Origin of the sequence: Yokenella regensburgei (assembly GCF_003634235.1) — a bacterium.
Taxonomy (GTDB): domain Bacteria; phylum Pseudomonadota; class Gammaproteobacteria; order Enterobacterales; family Enterobacteriaceae; genus Yokenella; species Yokenella regensburgei.
In genome coordinates, this window is record NZ_RBIZ01000003.1 from 1,515,161 (window position 1) to 1,536,641 (window position 21,481).

The 21,481-nt window shown below is 55.1% G+C and carries 22 protein-coding genes, 1 pseudogene and 1 riboswitch; of the genes and pseudogenes, 13 read left to right on the forward strand and 10 right to left on the reverse strand.

Annotated features, from left to right (window positions below):
- Window positions 1–61 precede the first annotated feature (61 nt).
- Window positions 62–406: a RidA family protein gene (locus tag C7387_RS07405; protein WP_038257931.1), complete on the forward strand. Its 345-nt coding sequence runs from the start codon at window positions 62–64 to the stop codon at window positions 404–406.
- On the opposite strand, the gene C7387_RS07410 is transcribed toward C7387_RS07405, so the two are convergent.
- On the reverse strand, window positions 407–592 hold the full coding sequence (locus tag C7387_RS07410; RefSeq protein WP_006819679.1) for a YoaH family protein: 186 nt from the start codon (window positions 590–592) through the stop codon (window positions 407–409).
- A gap of 87 nt (window positions 593–679) precedes the next feature.
- On the opposite strand from C7387_RS07410, the gene pabB reads away from it, so the two are divergent.
- From pabB to C7387_RS07430, 4 genes are all read left to right on the forward strand, one after another.
- The gene (gene pabB / locus C7387_RS07415) at window positions 680–2,035 is read left to right on the forward strand and encodes an aminodeoxychorismate synthase component 1 (RefSeq protein ID WP_040903497.1); all 1,356 of its coding nucleotides are present in this window, start codon (window positions 680–682) and stop codon (window positions 2,033–2,035) included.
- Between the two features lie 2 nt (window positions 2,036–2,037).
- Complete coding sequence (locus tag C7387_RS07420) at window positions 2,038–2,616, forward strand: CoA pyrophosphatase (RefSeq protein WP_006819677.1); 579 nt, start codon at window positions 2,038–2,040, stop codon at window positions 2,614–2,616.
- 174 nt (window positions 2,617–2,790) lie between these two features.
- Complete coding sequence (gene sdaA / locus C7387_RS07425; protein ID WP_120816403.1) at window positions 2,791–4,155, forward strand: L-serine ammonia-lyase; 1,365 nt, start codon at window positions 2,791–2,793, stop codon at window positions 4,153–4,155.
- 128 nt (window positions 4,156–4,283) lie between these two features.
- On the forward strand, window positions 4,284–5,885 hold the full coding sequence (locus tag C7387_RS07430) for an EAL domain-containing protein (RefSeq protein ID WP_040903970.1): 1,602 nt from the start codon (window positions 4,284–4,286) through the stop codon (window positions 5,883–5,885).
- A gap of 13 nt (window positions 5,886–5,898) precedes the next feature.
- On the opposite strand, the gene yoaE is transcribed toward C7387_RS07430, so the two are convergent.
- Window positions 5,899–7,470, reverse strand: coding sequence for a CNNM family cation transport protein YoaE (gene yoaE, locus C7387_RS07435; RefSeq protein WP_006819674.1), 1,572 nt, complete (start codon window positions 7,468–7,470; stop codon window positions 5,899–5,901).
- 456 nt (window positions 7,471–7,926) lie between these two features.
- On the opposite strand from yoaE, the gene manX reads away from it, so the two are divergent.
- The 5 genes from manX to mntP all read left to right on the forward strand — a co-directional run bounded on the left by manX (window position 7,927) and on the right by mntP (window position 12,061).
- Complete coding sequence (gene manX / locus C7387_RS07445) at window positions 7,927–8,889, forward strand: PTS mannose transporter subunit IIAB (RefSeq protein WP_006819672.1); 963 nt, start codon at window positions 7,927–7,929, stop codon at window positions 8,887–8,889.
- Between the two features lie 49 nt (window positions 8,890–8,938).
- A complete protein-coding gene (gene manY / locus C7387_RS07450; RefSeq protein WP_006819671.1) occupies window positions 8,939–9,739 on the forward strand; it encodes a PTS mannose transporter subunit IIC in 801 nt (266 codons plus the stop codon).
- Window positions 9,740–9,751: 12 nt separating this feature from the next.
- Window positions 9,752–10,603 (forward strand): PTS mannose transporter subunit IID, encoded by an 852-nt coding sequence (locus C7387_RS07455; RefSeq protein ID WP_006819670.1) that lies wholly within the window; start codon window positions 9,752–9,754, stop codon window positions 10,601–10,603.
- A 55-nt stretch (window positions 10,604–10,658) separates the two neighbouring features.
- On the forward strand, window positions 10,659–11,117 hold the full coding sequence (locus C7387_RS07460; RefSeq protein WP_038257941.1) for a DUF986 family protein: 459 nt from the start codon (window positions 10,659–10,661) through the stop codon (window positions 11,115–11,117).
- Between the two features lie 199 nt (window positions 11,118–11,316).
- Window positions 11,317–11,504: riboswitch (yybP-ykoY riboswitch) on the forward strand.
- Window positions 11,498–12,061 carry a manganese efflux pump MntP gene (gene mntP / locus C7387_RS07465; RefSeq protein ID WP_038257943.1) on the forward strand — a complete coding sequence of 188 codons (564 nt, stop codon included), beginning with the start codon at window positions 11,498–11,500 and terminating at the stop codon, window positions 12,059–12,061. (Overlaps the previous riboswitch by 7 nt.)
- A gap of 2 nt (window positions 12,062–12,063) precedes the next feature.
- On the opposite strand, the gene rlmA is transcribed toward mntP, so the two are convergent.
- From rlmA to C7387_RS07480, 3 genes are all read right to left on the reverse strand, one after another.
- The gene (rlmA, locus tag C7387_RS07470) at window positions 12,064–12,855 is read right to left on the reverse strand and encodes a 23S rRNA (guanine(745)-N(1))-methyltransferase (protein WP_120816404.1); all 792 of its coding nucleotides are present in this window, start codon (window positions 12,853–12,855) and stop codon (window positions 12,064–12,066) included.
- Between the two features lie 91 nt (window positions 12,856–12,946).
- A complete protein-coding gene (gene ftsI / locus C7387_RS07475) occupies window positions 12,947–14,695 on the reverse strand; it encodes a peptidoglycan glycosyltransferase FtsI (protein ID WP_006819667.1) in 1,749 nt (582 codons plus the stop codon).
- A 137-nt stretch (window positions 14,696–14,832) separates the two neighbouring features.
- Window positions 14,833–15,765 carry a LysR family transcriptional regulator gene (locus C7387_RS07480; protein ID WP_120816405.1) on the reverse strand — a complete coding sequence of 311 codons (933 nt, stop codon included), beginning with the start codon at window positions 15,763–15,765 and terminating at the stop codon, window positions 14,833–14,835.
- A gap of 108 nt (window positions 15,766–15,873) precedes the next feature.
- Here C7387_RS07480 and C7387_RS07485 point away from each other — a divergent pair, with 108 nt between their 5' ends.
- Entirely contained in the window at window positions 15,874–17,082 is a 1,209-nt protein-coding gene (locus tag C7387_RS07485; RefSeq protein ID WP_120816406.1) for an MFS transporter, read from the forward strand.
- Between the two features lie 93 nt (window positions 17,083–17,175).
- On the opposite strand, the gene cspE is transcribed toward C7387_RS07485, so the two are convergent.
- From cspE to mgrB, 4 genes and pseudogenes are all read right to left on the reverse strand, one after another.
- A complete protein-coding gene (gene cspE, locus C7387_RS07490; protein WP_001062678.1) occupies window positions 17,176–17,385 on the reverse strand; it encodes a transcription antiterminator/RNA stability regulator CspE in 210 nt (69 codons plus the stop codon).
- A 12-nt stretch (window positions 17,386–17,397) separates the two neighbouring features.
- Window positions 17,398–17,543: pseudogene (locus C7387_RS23135) on the reverse strand (DUF2627 domain-containing protein).
- Between the two features lie 614 nt (window positions 17,544–18,157).
- The gene (locus tag C7387_RS07500; RefSeq protein ID WP_006819663.1) at window positions 18,158–18,448 is read right to left on the reverse strand and encodes a YebO family protein; all 291 of its coding nucleotides are present in this window, start codon (window positions 18,446–18,448) and stop codon (window positions 18,158–18,160) included.
- Between the two features lie 73 nt (window positions 18,449–18,521).
- The gene (gene mgrB, locus C7387_RS07505) at window positions 18,522–18,668 is read right to left on the reverse strand and encodes a PhoP/PhoQ regulatory lipoprotein MgrB (RefSeq protein ID WP_038257955.1); all 147 of its coding nucleotides are present in this window, start codon (window positions 18,666–18,668) and stop codon (window positions 18,522–18,524) included.
- Between the two features lie 159 nt (window positions 18,669–18,827).
- On the opposite strand from mgrB, the gene C7387_RS07510 reads away from it, so the two are divergent.
- Window positions 18,828–19,067, forward strand: coding sequence for a YobH family protein (locus tag C7387_RS07510; RefSeq protein WP_038257957.1), 240 nt, complete (start codon window positions 18,828–18,830; stop codon window positions 19,065–19,067).
- Between the two features lie 52 nt (window positions 19,068–19,119).
- Here C7387_RS07510 and kdgR read toward each other — a convergent pair whose 3' ends face one another.
- Window positions 19,120–19,911, reverse strand: a complete 792-nt coding sequence (gene kdgR / locus C7387_RS07515; protein ID WP_006819660.1) for a DNA-binding transcriptional regulator KdgR — start codon at window positions 19,909–19,911, stop codon at window positions 19,120–19,122.
- 175 nt (window positions 19,912–20,086) lie between these two features.
- Here kdgR and C7387_RS07525 point away from each other — a divergent pair, with 175 nt between their 5' ends.
- Window positions 20,087–21,460, forward strand: coding sequence for an MFS transporter (locus C7387_RS07525; RefSeq protein WP_120816407.1), 1,374 nt, complete (start codon window positions 20,087–20,089; stop codon window positions 21,458–21,460).
- Window positions 21,461–21,481 lie beyond the last annotated feature (21 nt).

The following is a 21,481-nucleotide window of genomic DNA, read 5'->3' on the forward strand; positions in this document are numbered from 1 at the left end:
CTCGCACGGAACATTATGGCAGTCTTGCGGCATAAAAATGGAAATCACTAAGGAAACTACAATGACGATTACCCGTATCGACGCCGAAGCACGCTGGTCTGATGTTGTGATTCATAACCAGACCATTTACTACACCGGCGTGCCGGAGAATCTGGATGCCGACGCCTTTGAGCAAACCGCCAACACCCTGGCGCAGATCGACGCCATTCTGGAAAAACAGGGCAGCAACAAATCCCGCATCCTCGATGCCACTATTTTCCTTGCCGATAAAGCCGACTTCGCGGCAATGAACAAAGCCTGGGATGCGTGGGTCGTAGCAGGCCATGCGCCAGTGCGTTGCACCGTGCAGGCCGGGCTGATGAAGCCGCAATATAAGGTCGAAATTAAGATTATCGCGGCCGCGTAATTACTCGTCGTCTTCTTCGTCTTCAAAACGCGCCACAATCCGCTCACCGGTATGCGTGGCGCGTAGCTCTTCAGCCACCTGAGTGATGGCCTGCCCGCTGCTCATGCCCTGCGACATCAGCTCCTGAATGCGTTCGACGGCTTTTTGCTGCTGCTCGTGGCTCAGTGAAGGTAATCCTGCAAACATTTCTGACTCCTGTTACATTATTTGCGCTGATTATTTCACGCCGCCCCGCCGTACGCCAGTGGGCGGCGACGTTCTGAAAAGAGGAAGATGTTGTCCCCTTCTATTATGACACTGCCGTGGCGAGAAGATGCCGCCGAAACGTGGTTCTCTGCGCTGAGCGCCATGCCGTGGGCAATGCTGCTGCACTCCGGTTACGCCGATCACCCCTACAGCCGCTTTGATATCCTGGTGGCTGACCCGCTCACAACGCTCGTCACCCGGGGGGAAACCACCACCCGGCAAACCGCCGGTGTACGTGTTGAATCGAGCGCCTGCCCGCTCACCCTCGTGCAGCAGGCGCTTGATGACTGCGGTATTCAGCCCCACGCTCACCCTGACCTGCCGTTCCAGGGCGGAGCGCTCGGGCTTTTTGGCTACGATCTCGGCCGTCGCTTCGAGCAGTTGCCCTCTGTCGCGAGTGCGGACATTACGCTACCTGATATGGCGGTGGGGATTTACGACTGGGCGCTGATTGTCGACCATAAGCTTAAACAGGTTTCGCTGCTGAGCTATGGCGAACCGGCAGAACGCCTGCGCTGGCTGGGATCTCAGGTCGCGCCGCAGACGGAGCCCTTCACCCTCACCTCGGCGTGGCGTTCAAACATGACCCGCGAGAGCTACGGGGAGAAATTCCGTCAGGTACAGGCATATCTGCACAGCGGTGACTGCTACCAGGTGAACCTCGCCCAGCGCTTTGAAGCCGAATGCCGTGGCGACGCGTGGCAGGCATTTGTCAGTCTTAACCGTCAGAACCGCGCCCCGTTCAGCGCATTTCTACGTCTGGAAGATGGCGCAGTAGCGAGTCTTTCCCCTGAGCGCTTTATTCTGCTGGAACAGGGCGCGATTCAGACCCGCCCTATTAAAGGCACGATGCCGCGTCTGCCCTCCCCCGAGGCCGACAGACAACAGGCGGCAACGCTTGCTGCTTCAGCAAAAGATCGCGCTGAAAATCTGATGATTGTCGACCTGATGCGCAACGACATCGGCCGCGTTGCCGTTCCGGGCAGCGTGAAGGTGCCTGAGCTGTTTGTCGTTGAACCGTTCCCGGCCGTGCACCATCTGGTCAGCACCGTGACGGCGCAACTGCCAAAGCAGCTTCACGCAACAGACCTGCTGCGGGCCGCGTTTCCCGGCGGTTCAATCACCGGCGCACCAAAAGTACGGGCGATGGAAATCATCGATGAGCTGGAACCGCATCGCCGCAACGCCTGGTGCGGCAGTATTGGCTATCTCAGCTTTTGCGGCAACATGGACACCAGCATCACCATTCGCACGTTGACGCTCGCTGACGGCCATGTCTGGTGCTCCGCGGGCGGTGGAATTGTTGCCGACAGCATTGAATCTGCTGAATATCAGGAAACTTTTGATAAAGTGAATCGTATATTGCAACAGCTGGAGCCCTGAGTATGTCACTGCCTGACCTGAGCCTGGATGATTTCATTTCTCGTTTTCAACTGCTGCGTCCGCAGCCCCGGCTCAGTACGATAAATCAGCGTCAGGCGGCGGTACTCATCCCGGTGGTGCGTCGTCCGCAGCCGGGATTGCTGCTCACTCAGCGTTCACCGCTGTTGCGCAAACATGCGGGCCAGGTCGCCTTCCCCGGTGGGGCGGTCGACAGCAGCGATGCCTCGCTGATTGCCGCCGCGCTGCGTGAGGCGCAGGAAGAAGTGGCTATCCCGCCAGAATCGGTGGAAATCATCGGCGTGCTGCCACCTGTCGACAGCGTCACCGGCTTTCAGGTCACCCCGGTCGTTGGCATTATTCCGCCCAACCTCCACTATCATGCAAGCGTCGATGAAGTTTCCGCGGTGTTCGAGATGCCGCTGGCGGAGGCGCTACGACTTGGGCGCTACCATCCTCTTGATATCCATCGTCGCGGTAATTCTCACCGCGTCTGGCTCTCCTGGTACCAGCACTATTTTGTCTGGGGAATGACCGCCGGAATAATCCGTGAGCTGGCCTTGCAAATTGGCGAAAAGCCCTGACTATACTTAGTAGTAACCCACGTTAAGACAGGCACCGCGGCATTAGTAAAATCGGGGTTATGCATTAGTTTAATTCATGTGAATAGTTAAGCTGACACTGCGGTTCCCTCTTACACTATGCCCAGTTATTACATCGTTGCCGGAAGGTCTGGCAACCCTGTCAGGAGTGTTATTGTGATTAGTATATTCGACATGTTTAAGGTGGGGATTGGTCCCTCATCTTCCCATACTGTAGGGCCAATGAAGGCCGGTAAGCAGTTCGTCGATTCGCTGGTCGAAAAAGGGCTGATTGATGACGTCACTCGCGTAGCGGTTGATGTTTATGGCTCTTTGTCCCTCACCGGTAAAGGTCACCATACCGACATCGCTATCATCATGGGTCTGGCTGGCAACATGCCGGACACCGTTGATATTGATGCCATACCGGGATTTATCCGCGACGTAGAGACCCGTGGCCGTCTGCTGCTGGCGCACGGACGCAAAGAAGTCGATTTCCCGCAGGATGACGGTATGCGTTTTCGTAACGACAACCTGCCGCTGCACGAAAATGGCATGACCATTCATGCTTACGCGGGCGACAACGAAATCTTCAGCAAAACCTATTACTCCATCGGCGGTGGTTTCATCGTCGATGAAGAGCATTTCGGTAAAGATGCTGCCGGTGACGTCAACGTGCCTTACGCGTTCAAATCGGCGCAGGAGATGCTCAATTTTTGCCATGAGACCGGGCTTTCCCTCTCCGGCATGGTGATGCAGAACGAGCTGGCGCTGCACAGCAAAGAAGAGATTGAAGCCTATTTCGCTAACGTCTGGCAGACCATGCAGGCCTGTATTGACCGCGGAATGAACACCGAAGGCATACTGCCTGGTCCGCTGCGCGTTCCGCGTCGTGCCTCCGCGCTGCGTCGTCTGCTGGTTTCCAGCGATAAGCTCTCCAGCGACCCGATGAACGTGGTTGACTGGGTGAACATGTTTGCCCTTGCGGTCAACGAAGAGAACGCCGCCGGTGGCCGCGTGGTAACCGCACCAACGAACGGCGCCTGTGGCATCGTTCCGGCGGTTCTGGCCTACTACGATCACTTTATCGAGCCGGTCACGCCTGAGAGCTATATTCGCTACTTCCTGGCCTCTGGTGCGGTGGGTGCGCTGTACAAGATGAACGCCTCTATCTCTGGTGCTGAAGTGGGCTGCCAGGGTGAAGTGGGTGTAGCCTGTTCAATGGCAGCGGCCGGTCTGGCAGAGCTGCTGGGTGCCAGCCCGGAGCAGGTCTGCATCGCGGCAGAAATCGGTATGGAACACAACCTGGGGCTGACCTGTGACCCGGTTGCCGGCCAGGTACAGGTACCGTGCATCGAGCGTAACGCAATTGCCTCGGTGAAGGCTATCAACGCCGCCCGTATGGCGATGCGCCGCACCAGCGAACCGCGTGTTTCTCTCGATAAGGTCATTGAGACCATGTACGAGACCGGTAAAGACATGAACGCCAAATACCGCGAAACCTCCCGTGGTGGCCTGGCTATCAAGGTACAATGTAATTAACTACCGCCTCGCCCGTCACACAGACGGGCGATTTTTCATCCCAATCCTCAACTTATTCCCTTGAGCACACTACACTTGCTGTGTTGCTGTTGGTATCTTCACCGACGGCTTCAATGTGGGCGTCAGCGATGCAAACTGCTCAACAGGCCATTAAACAGTACCGACACAAGCGTATCTTCATTTGCCTGACGATAGCGCTGCTGGCCGTCTTTATTACGCTGAGCCTGCGATTTATTTCACAGCGTAGTCTAAATCAGCAGCGTTTGCAGACTGCTGCCACTCACGCCGTCGAAACGTTAGATAAGGTCTTGTTACCACTGGAGAACCAGCGTGCGGAATTGCTTCAGCTGGTCGGCCTCTCCTGCGACGCGGTCAGCCTTGAGTTGCGCAAGCAGGCTGCCGCGCTACAGACCGTGCGCTCCATCGCCCTTGTCCAGTCTGGTGTACTCTACTGCTCAAGCGTACTGGGTGTGCGCAACCTGGTTCTCGGTGAAACCTTGCCAGAGCTCCCCAGCGAATCCCCTCAGCTGTTGCTGACCACCGATAAAACGCTGACCACCGGTCGACCACTGCTGGTGCGCTGGTATCCGATGGACAAGGACCCCACCAGCGGCGTGCTCATTACTATCAATATCGATCTGCTCAGTGCTCTGATGCTGGAGCCAGAAAAGCCGCTTATTGACGACGTGAGCCTCACCGTTGGCCATCGCCACCTCTCCGAACACACTGACGTGGTCAATGAATTACCGATGCACGCCAACGAGAGCATCTTCCGTCTGGCCTCTCACCGTTTCCCTTTCACCGTAAACATCACCGGGCCTGGCACGACGGAAATGGCGCTAAGCACCCTTCCCACGCAGCTGCCGCTGGCGCTTATCGCCGGGCTGCTGGCCGCCGGGATCGCCTGGCTTGTCACGGCCAGCCGGATGAGCTTCTCGTGGGAAATCAATATGGGGATAGCCTCGCGGGAGTTCGATATCTGGTGCCAGCCGCTGCTTAACGCCGGCAACCTGAAGTGTATCGGGGTGGAGATTTTACTGCGCTGGAACAATCCGCGCCTGGGCCAGGTCTCGCCGGATGTGTTTATTCCCCTGGCCGAAGAACACAATCTGATCAGTTCGCTAACCCGCTATGTGATTAGCGAAACCGTGCGCCAGATACACGTCTTCCCCGCCTCGCCGCAGTTCCACGTCGGTTTTAACGTTGCCTCCAGCCACTTCGTTGGCGGTGCCCTGCTGCGTGATTTGAATAAGCACTGGTTCAGCGCTCATCCCCCGCAGCAGCTAGTACTGGAGCTGACCGAGCGTGATGCGCTGCACGATGTGGACTACCGGCTGGTAAGAGAGCTGCATCGCAAAGATATTAAGCTCGCGATCGATGATTTTGGCACCGGGAACAGCTCGTTTGCCTGGCTTGAGAAACTGCGCCCGGACGTGCTGAAAATCGACAAATCCTTTACCCATGCCATCGGCACCGATGCGGTGAACTCGACGGTGATGGACATCATCATTGCGCTGGGACAACGCCTTGGCATTGAGCTGGTTGCGGAGGGAGTTGAGACGCCGGAACAGGCGCAGTATCTGCGCCAGCACGGCGTTCATGTTTTACAGGGATTTCTGTATGCCCGCCCGATGCCATTGCGCGACTTTCCGCAGTGGCTGGCGGGCAATCAGCCGCCCCCTCGTCAGCATAGCGGGCACCCGGTGCCCCATATGCCGATGATGCATTGATACCCGTAGAGGATTACTCCTCTTCGTCGTGCTCCTGACGCTCTTTAACAATACGGACCAGATCCACGCGGTAATCATTGGCTTCAATGATAGTTATGCGCAGCGGTGGGATCTCGAGCTCGTCGCCAACGCGCGGGATCTGCCCGTTAACAGCGATAACCAGACCCGCCACGGTGGCGATATCGGCATCGTCATCCACCAGGCTGTCGAGCCCCAGCGCCTGCTGCAGGGCGTGAACGTCGGTGGTACCTTTAACCAGCCAGCCGTCGGTTTCACCGTCACCATCGATAACGATTTCCGGGGTTTCGTCGGCATCCGGGAATTCTCCGGCGATGGCTTCCAGAACATCAAGCGGCGTAACCAGCCCCTGCACCACACCAAACTCGTTGGTGACGATAACGAAGCTGCCACGCGCGCGACGCAGCACGCCAAGCAGGTTAATTGGATCCAGTGTTTCTGGCACCACGATAGCCGGAGAAGCTGCCGCTATCACGGCCACATCTTCACCCGCTTCCAGCGCGACCAGCATCTCTTTTGCACGCACAATACCGATGATTTCATCCAGTTCACCACGGCACACCGGGAACAGGCTATGCGGTGAAGAGAGCAGTTGCTGGCGAATTTCATCGACGCTCAGGCTGGCGTCAACCCAGCTGATTTCACCACGCGGGGTCATGATAGTACGTAAAGAGCGTGACGCCAGGGTCAGCACCCCGTTAATCATGTAGCGCTCTTCTTCGGCAAACGCGCCTTCTGGTACCGGAATGGCCGCCGTCGGGCTATCCGTATGCGCAACCGTCGCCTGCTTACGTCCACCCATCAGACGCAGAATAGCGTCTGCGGTACGGGCGCGCAGCGGCAGCGTCGACTGATGGCGCACAAAGTTGCGACGTGCCACCTGGTTGAAAAACTCGATGATAATCGAGAAGCCAATCGCGGCGTACAGGTAGCCTTTCGGAATATGGAAACCAAAACCTTCCGCCACCAGGCTCAGGCCAATCATCAGCAGGAAGCTCAGACACAGTACCACTACGGTCGGGTGCTGGTTCACGAAGCGGGTTAACGGTTTAGACGCCAGCAGCATGACCGCCATGGCAATCACTACCGCCGCCATCATTACCGGCAGATGGTTCACCATCCCGACCGCCGTAATCACCGCGTCGAGGGAGAACACCGCATCCAGTACCACAATCTGCAGTACCACCACCCAGAAGCTGGCATAGCCCTTCCCATGACCTTCGTCGTGCTGGCGGTTCTCAAGCCGTTCGTGCAGTTCTGTTGTTGCTTTGAACAACAGGAATATGCCCCCGAGCAGCATGATCAGATCGCGCCCCGAGAAGCTGAAATCCCAGGCGGTAAACAACGGTGTGGTCAGGGTCACCATCCATGAGATGACCGAAAGCAGTCCCAGACGCATAACCAGCGCCAGCGACAGGCCGATAAGGCGCGCTTTATCTCGTTGTTTCGGCGGCAGTTTATCCGCCAGAATCGCGATGAACACCAGGTTGTCGATACCCAGCACAATTTCCAGAACGACAAGCGTCAGCAATCCGGCCCAAATAGACGGATCCATTAAAAATTCCATGTATGACTCCTGCGAAGGGCACGGGCATTCATCCCGATGACATGTGCGGGTGTGACAGTAAAGTGAGAAAAATCAGCGTGGCACGACAGGCCGGTTTGCCAGACAGGAAGCTGTCTGAAGGTGAATTGACGTCGGTGACGGTCCATATGGTGGGCTTTACCCTGTACTCCTGTGTCATTAAACAGGGGGTAAACATAGCAAATAAAGGAGGTTTAACGCAAAAATTTACTACACTTTGCAAAAAAATCATTTTTTGTGATTGGAATAATCTTAACCAGGATAACTAAATTACGGATCTTCATCACATTAATTATTTTTTCGCTATCTAAAATAATTCACGGAAGTTTTAGGTTTATGGTTCTCTAACCCTTGTCTGAATCGATTCTGTAACAGTCAACGGTTCAGGGTGCATCAGCAGCAGTGGTGCATTAAATAGATAATAACAGGAGGTAGCAAGTGACGATTGCTATTGTGATAGGCACACATGGTTGGGCTGCAGAACAGCTGCTGAAAACAGCAGAAATGTTGCTGGGCGAACAGGAAAACGTCGGCTGGATCGACTTCGTTCCTGGTGAAAACGCTGAAACGTTGATTGAAAAGTACAACGCTCAGCTCGCCAAACTGGATACGACCAAAGGCGTGCTGTTCCTTGTCGACACCTGGGGCGGTAGCCCTTTCAATGCGGCAAGCCGCATTGTAGTTGATAAAGATCAGTATGAAGTCATTGCAGGCGTCAACATCCCTATGCTGGTTGAGACGCTGATGGCACGCGACGATAACCCGAGCTTTGATGAACTGGTCGGGATTGCCGTTGAAACCGGTCGCGAAGGCGTTAAAGCGCTGAAAGCGAAACCGGTCGAAAAAGCAGCGCCAGTCGCCGCCGCACCGAAAGCGGCAGCCCCGGCGAAGCCAATGGGCCCGAATGACTACATGATCATTGGTCTGGCTCGTATCGATGACCGTCTGATCCATGGCCAGGTTGCGACCCGCTGGACGAAAGAAACCAACGTCACCCGCATCATCGTAGTCAGTGATGAAGTGGCGGCGGATACCGTGCGTAAAACGCTGCTGACCCAGGTGGCCCCACCTGGCGTGACGGCGCACGTGGTTGATGTGGCGAAGATGATCCGCGTCTACAACAACCCGAAATACGCCGGTGAGCGCGTCATGCTGTTGTTCACAAACCCAACTGACGTTGAGCGCATCGTTGAAGGCGGCGTCAAAATTACGACCGTGAACATCGGCGGGATGGCTTTCCGTCAGGGTAAAACACAGGTGAACAATGCCATTTCCGTTGATGAGACCGATATCGAAGCGTTCAACAAGTTGAATGCCCGCGGTATTGAGCTGGAAGCGCGTAAAGTTTCCACCGATCAGCGACTGAAAATGATGGATTTAATTGCCAAGGTCGGGAAATAACACCTGGCTGCTTATTCACACTTAAGGCTTTTGTTATAGGAGAAGTACAATGGAGATTACCACTCTTCAGATTGTGCTGGTGTTCGTCGTCGCGTGTATTGCCGGTATGGAATCCGTACTTGATGAATTTCAGTTTCACCGTCCGCTGATCGCCTGTACGTTGATTGGTATGGTTCTCGGCGATATGAAAACCGGTATCATCATCGGTGGTACCCTGGAAATGATCGCCCTGGGCTGGATGAACATCGGTGCGGCAGTAGCACCGGATGCGGCGCTCGCCTCCATCATTTCAACCATCCTGGTTATCGCGGGTCATCAGAGCATTGGTGCCGGTATCGCACTGGCAATTCCACTGGCCGCTGCGGGCCAGGTGCTGACCATCATCGTTCGTACCATCACCGTTGCCTTCCAGCACGCAGCAGATAAAGCGGCGGAAAGCGGCAACCTGACGGCAATTTCCTGGATCCACGTCTCTTCCCTGTTCCTGCAGGCGATGCGTATCGCTATCCCGGCAATTATCGTGGCCGTGTCTGTCGGTACCAGCGAAGTTCAGGGCATGCTGAATGCTATCCCTGAAGTGGTGACCAGCGGTCTGAACATCGCCGGTGGCATGATCGTCGTGGTTGGTTACGCAATGGTCATCAACATGATGCGTGCGGGCTACCTGATGCCGTTCTTCTACCTCGGCTTCGTCACTGCAGCATTCACCAACTTCAACCTGGTTGCACTGGGCGTGATTGGCGCAGTAATGGCTATCCTCTACATCCAGCTGAGCCCGAAATATAACCGCGTCGCGGGTGCCCCAGCGCAGGCTGCTGGTAACAACGACCTCGATAACGAACTGGACTAACAGGTGAGCAACATGGTTGATATGACTAAAACTACCACTGAGAAAAAACTCACACAGAGTGATATTCGTGGCGTGTTCCTCCGTTCTAACCTGTTCCAGGGTTCATGGAACTTCGAACGTATGCAGGCGCTGGGCTTCTGCTTCTCTATGGTTCCGGCTATCCGCCGTCTGTACCCGGAGAACAACGACGCGCGCAAACAGGCTATCAAACGTCACCTCGAGTTCTTCAACACCCATCCGTACGTCGCCGCACCGGTACTCGGCGTGACGCTGGCGATGGAAGAGCAACGTGCGAACGGTGCCGAGATCGACGATGGTGCTATCAACGGTATCAAAGTTGGTCTGATGGGGCCGCTGGCAGGCGTGGGTGACCCGATTTTCTGGGGTACCGTTCGTCCGGTATTCGCCGCACTGGGTGCAGGTATCGCGATGAGCGGCAGCCTGCTCGGTCCGTTGCTGTTCTTCGTTCTCTTTAACCTGGTTCGTATGCTGACGCTGTACTACGGCATCTCCTACGGTTACCAGAAAGGGGTGGATATCGTTAAGGATATGGGCGGCGGCTTCCTGCAGAAACTGACGGAGGGGGCGTCGATTCTCGGCCTGTTCGTCATGGGAGCCCTGGTGAACAAGTGGACGCACGTTAACATCCCGCTGGTGGTTTCGACCATCACCGGCCAGGATGGACAGACGCGTGTGACCACCGTGCAGACCATCCTTGACCAGCTAATGCCGGGCCTGGTGCCACTGCTGCTGACTTTCGCCTGTATGTGGCTGCTGCGTAAGAAAGTTAACCCGCTGTGGATTATCATTGGCTTCTTTGTCATCGGTATTGCCGGCTACGCGGTCGGCCTGTTGGGTCTGTAAACTGTTGCTGTCAACCGGGGGCCTTTGCGCCCCCGTTTTTTTATCCGGAGGAGTAATGACAATCACGGACTGGATTCTGGTTATCTTCATTGTCGCGCTGCTGGCCTTTGCCATCTACGACCAGTTCATCATGCCGCAACGCAACGGCACTACCCTGCTTGCCATCCCTCTGCTGCGCCGTAGCCGGGTCGACGGTATTATTTTTGTCGGTCTGGTGGCCATTCTTATTTATAACAACATCACCCAGCATGGTGAAATAATAACCACGTGGTTACTCTGTGCTCTGGCATTAATGGGGCTGTATATCTTCTGGATCCGCATCCCGCGGATTGTGTTTAAATCGACCGGATTCTTCTTCTCCAACGTCTGGATAGAATATCGCCGTATAAAAGAAATGAATTTATCGGAAGATGGCGTGCTGGTGATGCAATTAGAGCAACGCCGCTTACTGGTACGTGTGCGAAATATCGACGATCTGGAGAAAATATATAAACTTATGGTTTCTACTCAATAGGTTACAAACATAGCAGTGGCTATATTTCGTGAGTAAATGACTCATTTAAAATATAGCCATTGCTATATTCACTTCTTGTTCTCCCCCTATTTATTAACCTTTCCTTTACTATCAAAGACAAATGAAAATCGTTATCAATTATGTGGTTAAAATAACGACTCCTCGATGTTGTTTTATATTCTAAAAATATGTTAAGGTTGCGCCCGTCGTTGGGGAGTAGCCGATTTCCTTTCCCGGAAATGTACGTGTCAACATACTCGTTGCAAAACGTGGTGCGTACGGATCATCAGCAGATGATTAGGCGAGACCATAGACGCATGACTGCTGTTTACTGGGGGCAGTGGTGCGTCGTATGGATACTTCCCGGTCTGGACACGTTGATGAATCTCTCTGCCACTATCCTGCTTGCCTTTGGTATGTCCATGGATGCATTCGCTGCATCAATTGGTAAAGGCGCCTCCCTGCATAAACCGAAATTCTCCGAAGCGCTGCGCACCGGGCTTATTTTTGGCGTGATTGAAACGCTGACGCCGCTTATCGGCTGGGGCCTGGGTATGCTGGCAAGCCAGTTTGTACTGGAGTGGAACCACTGGATCGCCTTCGTGCTGCTGGTATTCCTCGGCGGTCGAATGATTATAGAAGGCGTGCGCGGCGATAGCGGTGAAGAAGAAGCCCCGACGCGTCACGGCTTCTGGCTACTGGTGACGACGGCAATTGCCACCAGCCTTGATGCGATGGCGGTGGGTGTCGGTCTGGCGTTCCTGCAGGTCAACATCATCATGACCGCGCTTGCCATCGGCTGCGCGACGCTGATTATGTCTACCCTCGGAATGATGGTTGGCCGCTATATTGGCCCGCTGCTGGGCAAACGGGCTGAAATCCTCGGCGGCATCGTGCTGATTGGTATTGGCTCGCAGATCCTCTGGAGCCACTTCGCCGGTTAATCCTAAGCGCGCTGCCAGAAATGGACGGCGAAATCGGTCTGGCAGCTAAACGCCTGCTGCTGTTGCAGGCTCTCCCACACGGCGGGTTTCGCCCGCCATGCAAACGGCGTCATCTGCAGCAGCGCCACCGCTTCATCACCACGTAACGTCATCGGATACGCCAGCGCATCGTGCTTGCGCAGCTCAAATCCCGGCAACTGTTCCGAATGCGGCGCATGAAGCTGTACTTCATCGTAGATAAGCCCTTTCAGCTCCATCAGATGTCGTGGGCCCGGCGTGGCGGTAACGACCCAGCCCCCCGGCCTGACCACGCGCGCCAGCTCCTCGGGATTACAGGGGGCGTAAATTCGCACCACCACGTCCATTGAAGCATCATCAAACGGTAAGCGCTGGCTCGAGGCCACGCAGAAGTTCACCTGCGGGTAACGCTTTGCGCCTGCCCGCACGGCAGATTTAGAGACATCAAGCCCCCAGGTTTGCGCCGCGTGCTGCGCAAAGGCCTGCGTGTAGTACCCTTCTCCGCAGCCAATATCCAGCAAGGTTTCCACCGGAATAGTCGCCAGATGCTGACAAATCGCATCGCGCAGCGGCTGATAGTGCCCGGCATCGAGAAACGCTCTGCGCGCCTGCATCATCTCCGCGCTGTCACCCGGATCGCGGGAGCGCTTATGCTGCACCGGGAGAAGATTGACGTAACCCTCTTTTGCCATGTCGAACTGATGCCGCTGCGGGCAGACATAACTGTTATCACGACGCGTTAACGGGGCGTGGCAAAGGGGGCAACTGTAAGACATGACAACTCCGGGGAATTCAAAGAAGGGCGAAGTTTACCGCTATTGCCGCCTGATTTCGAGGTGCAATACGCGGGCTTCGCCCTTCTTCAGGTCAGAGCGTCGGTGAAGCAGGCTCCTGATTATGCATCACGATAAGATGGTTTGAGTCGGCGGGCATACCGTCCGGTAGCACGTTCTCAAGGCGCAGCACGTCGCCCATTATCTGGCTGAATACCGGCGCGGAAACGGCACCGCCGTAGTAATCACCGTTCTGCGGATCGTTAATCACCACCACCAGCGCAAACTGCGGGCGGCTGGCCGGTGCAACGCCCGCGGTGTAGGCGATGTACTTATCAACGTATTTACCGTCGTCGCCGATCTTCTTCGCGGTACCGGTTTTCACCGCCACCCGGTAATCACGGACGGCGGCTTTCACCCCGCCACCGCCGGGTAACGCGACGCTCTCAAGCATATGCTCCACCTCGTGGGCAATCTCCTCCGGCATGACTCTGTCCCCCACCACCGGCGGATCTATGCGGGTAATCGACAGCGGTCTCTTGATACCAAAACCGCCGATGGTCGCGTAGACGTGCGCCAGCTGCAGCGGCGTCACCATCAGCCCGTAACCGAAGGCGAAGGTTGCCCGGTCGAGCTGTGCCCAGTAGCGGCGTGCGGGCAGCAACCCCTGGCTCTCCCCCGTGAGGCCAAGCCCGGTAGGTTGGCCAAAACCAAACGCCTTGTAGGTATCCAGCAGTTTTTGCACCGGCATGGCAAGCGACAGCCGTGATACGCCGGTGTCGCTTGATTTTTGCAGGATCCCGGTGAGCGTCAGTTCCGGGTAGTATCCGACGTCGCGGATGCGGTGTCCGTCAAGGATAAACGGATGGGTATCCACCACGCTGTCCGGTTGCACAATCCCCTCTTTCAGCGCGGTCATGATCACCAGCGGTTTCACGGTCGAGCCCGGTTCGAAGGTATCGCTGATTGCGCGGTTACGGAAATCGTTCAGCGTCGCGTTGTCGCGATTATTGGGGTTGAAATCCGGGTAGCTCGCCATCGACAGCACTTCTCCGGTATCAATTTTAATCAGCACCGCGGCACCGGATTCCGCCTTATTCCAGCGCACGGCGTTATCCAGCGCGTCCTCGGTCACCGTCTGCAGGCGTTCATCGATGCTGAGCATCAGGTTATGCGCCGGAACCGCCGCGACTTCGGTCATATTCTCAATGACGTTTCCGTGTCGGTCTTTACGCACCAGACGCACGCCGGGTTTACCCATCAGCTGACTATTAAAGCTTTTCTCCACTCCTTCGATACCCTGATCGTCGATGTTCGTGAAGCCCAGCAGGTTCGCCGCCACGCGCCCTGCCGGATAAAAACGTCGGGACTCATCCCGCAGGTTGATGCCCGGCAGATGCAGCTTGTCCACCCATTCGGCCTGCTGAGGATCCACCTGGCGCGCCAGATACATAAAACGTGAAGTGGGGTGCGCGGCGACCCGCTGCGCAAGCTCGCTTAAGGAAAGATGCAGCGCGCTGGCTAATCCCTGCCAGCGTGAATCAAAGCCAACGCCCCCTTTTTGCAACAGCGTCTGTGGATCAACCCAGATAGCGCTGACCGGCACGCTCACCGCCAGCGGCCGTCCTTCACGATCGGAGATCATCCCACGGGGCACCTCCAGCGGCTCTTCACGAATGGAGCGCATATCTTCCTGTTTAACCAGATTGTCCGGGGCGACAATCTGTAGCCAGCCTACGCGCACCAGCAGCAGGGTAAGACAGCATAAGATCCCAACGCACAGCAGACCAAAACGGACAGGCGTGAAGTTGGCGGGCAGTTTGACACGTTTTTTAGGCACCATCGCTCCAGAATTGACTAACAACGCGATGATTTAACAGGAAAAGGGTTCCAGAAGCGGGAGAAAGAATGCTAATAACCTTGTCTATTTGCAACAAAGCGCGTCGGCGACGCGCTTTGGTCATACTTCGACACTGCTGACTACGCTTGCGGGCTTCGCATCCCGGAAATCTGCGGCATCACTTCACGCATCAGTTCAAGAAAGCGCCGCAAGCGCGCCGGATAATAGCGTGACCACGGATAGACAAGGTGTACCGGAAGCGCCGTCGCTCGCCAGTCTGGTAGCAGCTCAATCAAACGCCCCCCGGCGATGTCTTCCTGCACCGTCCAGCTTGATACCAGCGTCACCCCCAGCCCCGCCAATGCGGTATTGCGTGCAACATACAGGCTGTCTGTGCTTAAACGGGGTGAAATCGCCACCATACATTCTGTTCCCAGCGCCTGGTGTTTAAGCATCACCTCATGCTGGTAAAAGGTACTGACGGCGACCCAGGGAAGCGCACTGAGCTGCTCCGGCGTCCCGACTTCCGGGTACTGTGCCAGCAGCGCCGGTGAGGCCACCACGGTACGTGGCACTTCCGCAAGCTTCACCGAGACCGTTGCCGGATCAACTTCAACCCCGACGCGGATAGCACAATCAATGTTATCGCTGAGAAAATCCACATTCTGGTCATTCAACATCCACTCAACGGACAGCAGCGGATACTGGCTGAGAAACGCCGTCAACGGCTCCAGTAGCTGATACTGACCAAAGGCGTGAGGCGCCCGCACGCGTAACACACCGGTCGGATCATCCTTGACCACCTGCAGAGAATCCTCCAGCTCCAGCCAGGCATCAGTTACCTTCTTGGCATGCTGATAGCAGCGCTCACCGTCGTCGGTCAGCTTCATCGCATGGGTGGTGCGCAGGATAAGCTTCGTTCCAAGCAGAGACTCCAGCGACTGCAGGCGTCGACTGATGGTGGCCTGGGTGGTCTCCAGCTGCACTGCCGCCGCCGACAGCGACCCGGCTTCCACTATGCGGATAAACGTCTGCATCAACGCCACCCTGTCTATACGCTCATTTCTCTTCATCATTAGATTGCTCATACGCAATACGTATAACTCTTTTACCACTGTGCCCGCTACCGCACCAGAAGAGACAGGAGAAAAATAGCCGCATACTTTGTTGAGGACATCCAGATGAAAGAAACATCCATTGCTACATCCCGCGCCGGCTGGGTCATTTTTATTCTTGCTCTTGGCGCAGGTTTCAGCGTTGCCGCCATTTACTACTGCCAGCCGCTGTTGCCGTTAATTGGGCGCGACCTTCACCTGAGCGTAGAAAGCATGGGGCTAATCCCGACGCTGACCCAGGCCGGATACGCGCTGGGGATACTGTTCCTGCTGCCGTTAGGCGACCGCTACGACCGGCGTTTGCTGATTGTCGGAAAAAGTGCGCTGCTGGCCGGGCTGTTGCTGCTGTGCAGCTTTACCTCACAGCTACCGTCATTGCTGATTATCAGCCTGTTGATAGGCGTGGCGACCACCATGGCGCAGGACATTGTTCCCGCCGCCGCGATCCTCGCTCCTGCCGGGAAGCAAGGGAAAATGGTAGGCACGGTGATGACCGGTTTACTGCTCGGGATCCTGCTTTCGCGTACCGTCAGCGGTCTGGTGGGTGCGGAGTTCGGCTGGCGCGTCATGTACCAGGCGGCAGCGATAAGCGTTGCGCTGATGGGCGCGCTGTTGTGGATGGTTTTGCCCCGTCTCAGCGTCCATTCCGCACTGAGCTACCCGGCGCTGATGAAATCGCTGGTACACCTGTGGTGTCGTTACCCGGAGCTGCGTCGCGCGTCGCTGGCGCAGGGTTCACTCTCTATTGCCTTTAGCGCTTTCTGGTCCACCCTTGCGGTGATGCTGCTGGAGCATTTCTCGATGGGTAGCGCCGTTGCGGGTGCCTATGGCATCGCGGGGGCAGCCGGTGCGCTGGCGGCACCTCTGGCCGGGAGCCTGGCGGACAGGCTCGGTGCAGCACGCGTCACCCAGCTTGGTGCCGCCCTGGTCACGGTGTCATTCGCCCTGATGCTTTTCCTGCCGCTGCTCCCGGCCCAGGGGCAACTGGTACTGATAGCCATTGCCGCCGTTGGCTTCGACCTCGGCCTGCAGTCAAGCCTGGTGTCACACCAGAACCTGGTTTACAGCCTGGAGCCGCAAGCCCGTGGTCGTCTTAACGCCGTGCTGTTCACGATGATATTTGCCGGGATGGCCGTCGGTTCAGCGCTTGGCAGCCAGCTCTATTCTATGGGCGGCTGGACGGCGGTCGTCGTGCTCGCTACGGTCTCCGGTGCTGTTGCCCTGCTCATCCGCAGAATGCCAGCACGGGCCACAACGCTGCAATCTATGCCGTAGTAACAGATTTCGGCCATTAAAAAGCCCCGCAAATGCGAGGCTTTATGGCTGAGGTTGATGCGCCGAAGCGCGACAAGATCAGTGGGATTGGATTCAGATTGCGGTTACGTTAACAGCAGCCGGGCCTTTCTGGCCGTCCTGAATTTCAAACTCAACGTTCTGGCCTTCGGCCAGAGTTTTGAAGCCGTTACCCTGGATTGCAGAGAAGTGTACGAATACATCTTTGCTGCCGTCTGCCGGAGTAATGAAACCAAAACCTTTAGACTCGTTGAACCACTTAACTTGACCTTTAATCTTTGCCATTTGCAAAATTCCTTAGAGTGTTTTCTTTGCCCGAAGGCGCTTACTATAGATAAAACTGAGACATGACTGCATGAGGCACTAATTTAAGGTTCGGCAGAGAAGCGGTATTCAACGTCAACGTGTTTACTCAGGACTTCTTTACTGAAAATGCCACACATAAACAGAACTGTACCTCGTTTAACCCAAAACGTGTTATCACATACAACGTAAATAATGGCAAGCCATTTTTAAGCGTGCCACGATCGGTCGCACAAAAGCATCAGTTACCGTTTGATCGCCTGCACAGTTATGCGTCTTGCTCTTTGCCGCGGCGCTTTCAGGCTACAGCCGCTGAAAGCAGGCACATACTCGGAAACTAAGACAATTTTACCATAGTCCAGCCCGTGCCCATCGTCCAGCCCACACGATGAAATACGTAGAAATAATGCGATATGCTTAGAACATTTTGTGCATAGTTATGCACACATTGTTGCGCAAATAAATAGGGTGTTCACCTGCACTAAAATAATGAAATTTTAATGACATTGCCCCACCGTTAAGCAATAAAAACGTTTCGCTAATAGTTCTACTAATAATAAAACCGAGGATAGCGGAATAACATCGCCGGCCTCGCCCATATCAACAGGTAACAATCAGCTGGATTAATAAGAAAGGCTAACAAAAAGATTAGTCGTAGTTAAAGATCGGGGATTTCAGGCGACAGGCAGAGAGATTACAGCGCAATTGCCCCGGTAGCGACGGGTCGACGTTACCGGGAGCTCAACCAGGAAAATCAGCGTTCTGCGACCAGGCGAATGAAATCATCGCCCTCTTCCGCTTCCGCTTTCTGTTCCTCAACTACAGGGGCTTCTTTCTCTGGCTCGTTGGCTTCGCAGAGACGACGCAGCAAAGCCGTTTGTCGTTTTTGCTGATCGAGCATCGTTTCGAGCAGCTCAATCTGCTCATTAGTACGCGAGCTGGCGCGATTAACGAAGAACCACAACACCAGGCCTACCACCAGCAGGATCGCTGAAAGCACCATTGAGACCAGATTTAACACCCCAGAATTCACTAAGTCACTCATTTCACCACCTCAAAAGGAACAGTCTATTCTACCACTCGTCTTCAGGAAGGAAATCATTCACGTGCAAAATGTCTTACCAGGGGATGAACTTGTTGATGGTACAGATGCCGTTGAAGAACGGAACCCCCTGATCGCACATGACGTTTATCATCTGGGCCCATAGCACCATACAAACGAGAATAATCACGACAACCAGGATAACCCATCGAAACTTTTTCACTGCAGACTCCAGATACAAAACTCTACGATAAAGGTTAGCACCCTAACCTTAAACGGCGGCTAACTGTAATAGGAACTGATCATTTTAGGAATCATTGACTTGTTTCAGATAATGACCAGGCTACTCTATTAACAAGCTCAAGCATAAAAGAGGCTAGCGATGCGTTTACTGGTTCGTTCAATTATTGTACTTGTGATTGTTTGGATTGCCATTCTGCTCAGCGGATATGGTGTTTTAATCGGCAGCAAAGAGAATGTAGGTGGGTTAGGTTTACAGTGTAAATACCTGACCGCGCGTGGAGTCAGTTCCGCACAATATGTTCATTCAGACAGCGGAATCATCGGTTTGACTAATTGCCCGGTGTTGCGCAAAAGCGCTACCGTGGTCGATCAGGGTTAAGCAAAGCGCCGAGTTAAAACGCCGCATTTCGCGGCGTTTTTTTTATGTTTACTTAGAACGGATAGTCGTTGTACCCCATCTGCTCAGAGATCTTCCGCGCCGCGGTATGCAGCATAGCCACATACTCCTGTAAGCGTTCTTCCGAGAAACGCAGCGTCGGGAAAGAGATACTCAGCCCGGCAATCACTACGCCAAAGCGATCGAAAACAGGGACGGCGATGCAGCGTAACCCTTCTTCCTGCTCTTCGTTGTCTTCACCAAAGCCCTGAGCTCGAACCTGCTCAAGCACTGGCAGTAAAGCGTCTGTACTGGTAATGGTGCGTTCAGTGCTGCGCTTATACTCGACGCCTTCCAGGATCTGTTTGGCTTCTTCTACATCGCGCCACGCCAGCAGCACTTTGCCGATAGCGGTGCTGTAAAGCGGATTGCGGCGACCCACACGGGAGTACATGCGCAGGTTATACATCGAATCGATTTTATGGATGTAAACGATGCTGTCTTCATCCAGCGCGCCAAGGTGAATAGTTTCTTTCGTCTGGCGAGACAGTTCGCGCATCTGGATATCAGCGCTACGAATGAGATCTACGTTTTGCAGCGCACGTGCGCCCAGCTCAAACAACTTCAGGGTCAGGGAATACTTCTCGGATTCGCCTTCCTGCGCCACATAGCCCAATGATTTCATGGTCTGTAAAAAGCGATATACCGTACTTTTCGACATCATCACGCGCTGCGACAGTTCGGTAATCCCTATTTCGCGCTCTTCCCCGAGCGCCTGCAGAATGCCAAATACCTTCAGGACTGAAGAGACAGAATCTGGCTGCTTATCCAAATCTGCGACTGCCATTTATCACCTCACCGCAACTGTTTTATAAAAATTAGAACCGGTTTTTATTATAAATTCACAGCCCCTTCGTCGCAATGCATCTTCTTGAACCCGGTTACAAATCTGCGAGCTACGGCTGAATAATCAATGCTAGAATCAACATTCAGCCAATTCTCTCTCCAGACTCACACTCCTCATGGATAAAAACGTTGTCGATGGTCTGCCGTTACCCCAGCGGTATGGCGCTATTTTTACCATTGTTCTGGGTATTACCATGGCGGTGCTCGATGGCGCGATTGCCAACGTCGCGTTACCGACGATTGCCGCCGATCTCAATGCTTCACCTGCAGCCTCTATCTGGATAGTTAACGCCTACCAGATTGCCATTGTGGTGTCGCTGCTATCGTTGTCATTTCTCGGCGATATGTTCGGCTATCATCGGGTGTTCAAAATTGGCCTCGTGGTATTTACCCTGACCTCGCTGGTTTGCGCCCTGTCGTCGTCGCTTGAGATGCTGACTCTGGCCCGCGTTGCCCAGGGGCTGGGCGGTGCCGCCCTGATGAGCGTGAATACGGCGCTCATTCGCCTTATTTACCCGCAACGCCAGTTGGGCCGTGGGATGGGGATCAACTCGTTTGTGGTGGCAGTCTCTTCGGCAGCGGGCCCGACTATCGCCGCCGCTATCCTCTCTCTTGCGTCCTGGCAGTGGCTGTTTTTAATTAACGTCCCGCTTGGGATCGTCGCCTTTGTCCTGGCATTGCGCTACCTGCCCGCCAACGGTTCGCGCAGCCAGGCACCACGTTTTGACTTACCAAGCGCGGTGATGAACGCGCTCACCTTCGGTCTGCTCATTACTGCACTTAGCAGCTTTGCTCAGGGCGAGTCGCTGCCGTTAGTGCTGGCAGAAGTTGCCGGCGTTGTGGTTATCGGTTTCTTCTTTGTGCGCCGTCAGCTACGTCTGCCGGTGCCGTTGTTACCGGTCGATCTGCTGCGAATTCCGCTATTCTCGCTGTCTATCTGCACATCGATTTGTTCATTCTGCGCGCAGATGCTGGCACTGGTTTCGCTGCCCTTCTTCCTGCAATCGGTGATGAGCCGCAGCGAAGTGGAAACTGGTCTGTTATTAACACCGTGGCCGCTCGCCACCATGGTGATGGCGCCGCTGGCAGGTTATCTGATTGAGCGCGTACACGCCGGCCTGCTCGGCGCGCTGGGGATGCTGGTGATGGCCTGTGGCCTGTTTGCTCTGGCGCTGCTCCCTTCGTCACCCAGCGATATCGATATCATCTGGCGGATGATACTGTGTGGTGCCGGATTTGGCCTGTTCCAGTCGCCAAACAATCACACGATTATCTCTTCCGCGCCGCGGCATCGTAGCGGCGGCGCCAGCGGAATGCTCGGCACCGCCCGCCTGCTCGGCCAGAGCACCGGCGCAGCGCTGGTCGCCCTGATGTTTAACCTCTCGGGCAGCAATGCCGAACACATCTCGCTGCTGCTGGCCGGTACGCTTGCCGTCATTGCCGCCGTGGTAAGCGGATTACGCGTCACTCAGCCCAGAGTTCAGGCATAAAAAAAACGGCCTCCTGAGAGG

Coding starts and splice junctions, on each gene's coding strand:
- C7387_RS07410 (WP_006819679.1), bottom strand. CDS start 592: ATGTTTGCAGGATTACCTTCACTGAGCCACGAGCAGCAGCAAAAAGCC.
- C7387_RS07480 (WP_120816405.1), bottom strand. CDS start 15,765: ATGAAGAGAAATGAGCGTATAGACAGGGTGGCGTTGATGCAGACGTTT.
- rlmA (WP_120816404.1), bottom strand. CDS start 12,855: ATGTCTTACAGTTGCCCCCTTTGCCACGCCCCGTTAACGCGTCGTGAT.
- manY (WP_006819671.1), top strand. CDS start 8,939: ATGGAGATTACCACTCTTCAGATTGTGCTGGTGTTCGTCGTCGCGTGT.
- C7387_RS07430 (WP_040903970.1), top strand. CDS start 4,284: ATGCAAACTGCTCAACAGGCCATTAAACAGTACCGACACAAGCGTATC.
- C7387_RS07525 (WP_120816407.1), top strand. CDS start 20,087: ATGGATAAAAACGTTGTCGATGGTCTGCCGTTACCCCAGCGGTATGGC.
- cspE (WP_001062678.1), bottom strand. CDS start 17,385: ATGGCAAAGATTAAAGGTCAAGTTAAGTGGTTCAACGAGTCTAAAGGT.
- C7387_RS07500 (WP_006819663.1), bottom strand. CDS start 18,448: ATGAGTGACTTAGTGAATTCTGGGGTGTTAAATCTGGTCTCAATGGTG.
- C7387_RS07485 (WP_120816406.1), top strand. CDS start 15,874: ATGAAAGAAACATCCATTGCTACATCCCGCGCCGGCTGGGTCATTTTT.
- C7387_RS07460 (WP_038257941.1), top strand. CDS start 10,659: ATGACAATCACGGACTGGATTCTGGTTATCTTCATTGTCGCGCTGCTG.
- pabB (WP_040903497.1), top strand. CDS start 680: ATGTTGTCCCCTTCTATTATGACACTGCCGTGGCGAGAAGATGCCGCC.
- mntP (WP_038257943.1), top strand. CDS start 11,498: ATGAATCTCTCTGCCACTATCCTGCTTGCCTTTGGTATGTCCATGGAT.
- yoaE (WP_006819674.1), bottom strand. CDS start 7,470: ATGGAATTTTTAATGGATCCGTCTATTTGGGCCGGATTGCTGACGCTT.
- ftsI (WP_006819667.1), bottom strand. CDS start 14,695: ATGGTGCCTAAAAAACGTGTCAAACTGCCCGCCAACTTCACGCCTGTC.
- C7387_RS07420 (WP_006819677.1), top strand. CDS start 2,038: ATGTCACTGCCTGACCTGAGCCTGGATGATTTCATTTCTCGTTTTCAA.
- kdgR (WP_006819660.1), bottom strand. CDS start 19,911: ATGGCAGTCGCAGATTTGGATAAGCAGCCAGATTCTGTCTCTTCAGTC.
- C7387_RS07455 (WP_006819670.1), top strand. CDS start 9,752: ATGGTTGATATGACTAAAACTACCACTGAGAAAAAACTCACACAGAGT.
- C7387_RS07510 (WP_038257957.1), top strand. CDS start 18,828: ATGCGTTTACTGGTTCGTTCAATTATTGTACTTGTGATTGTTTGGATT.
- C7387_RS07405 (WP_038257931.1), top strand. CDS start 62: ATGACGATTACCCGTATCGACGCCGAAGCACGCTGGTCTGATGTTGTG.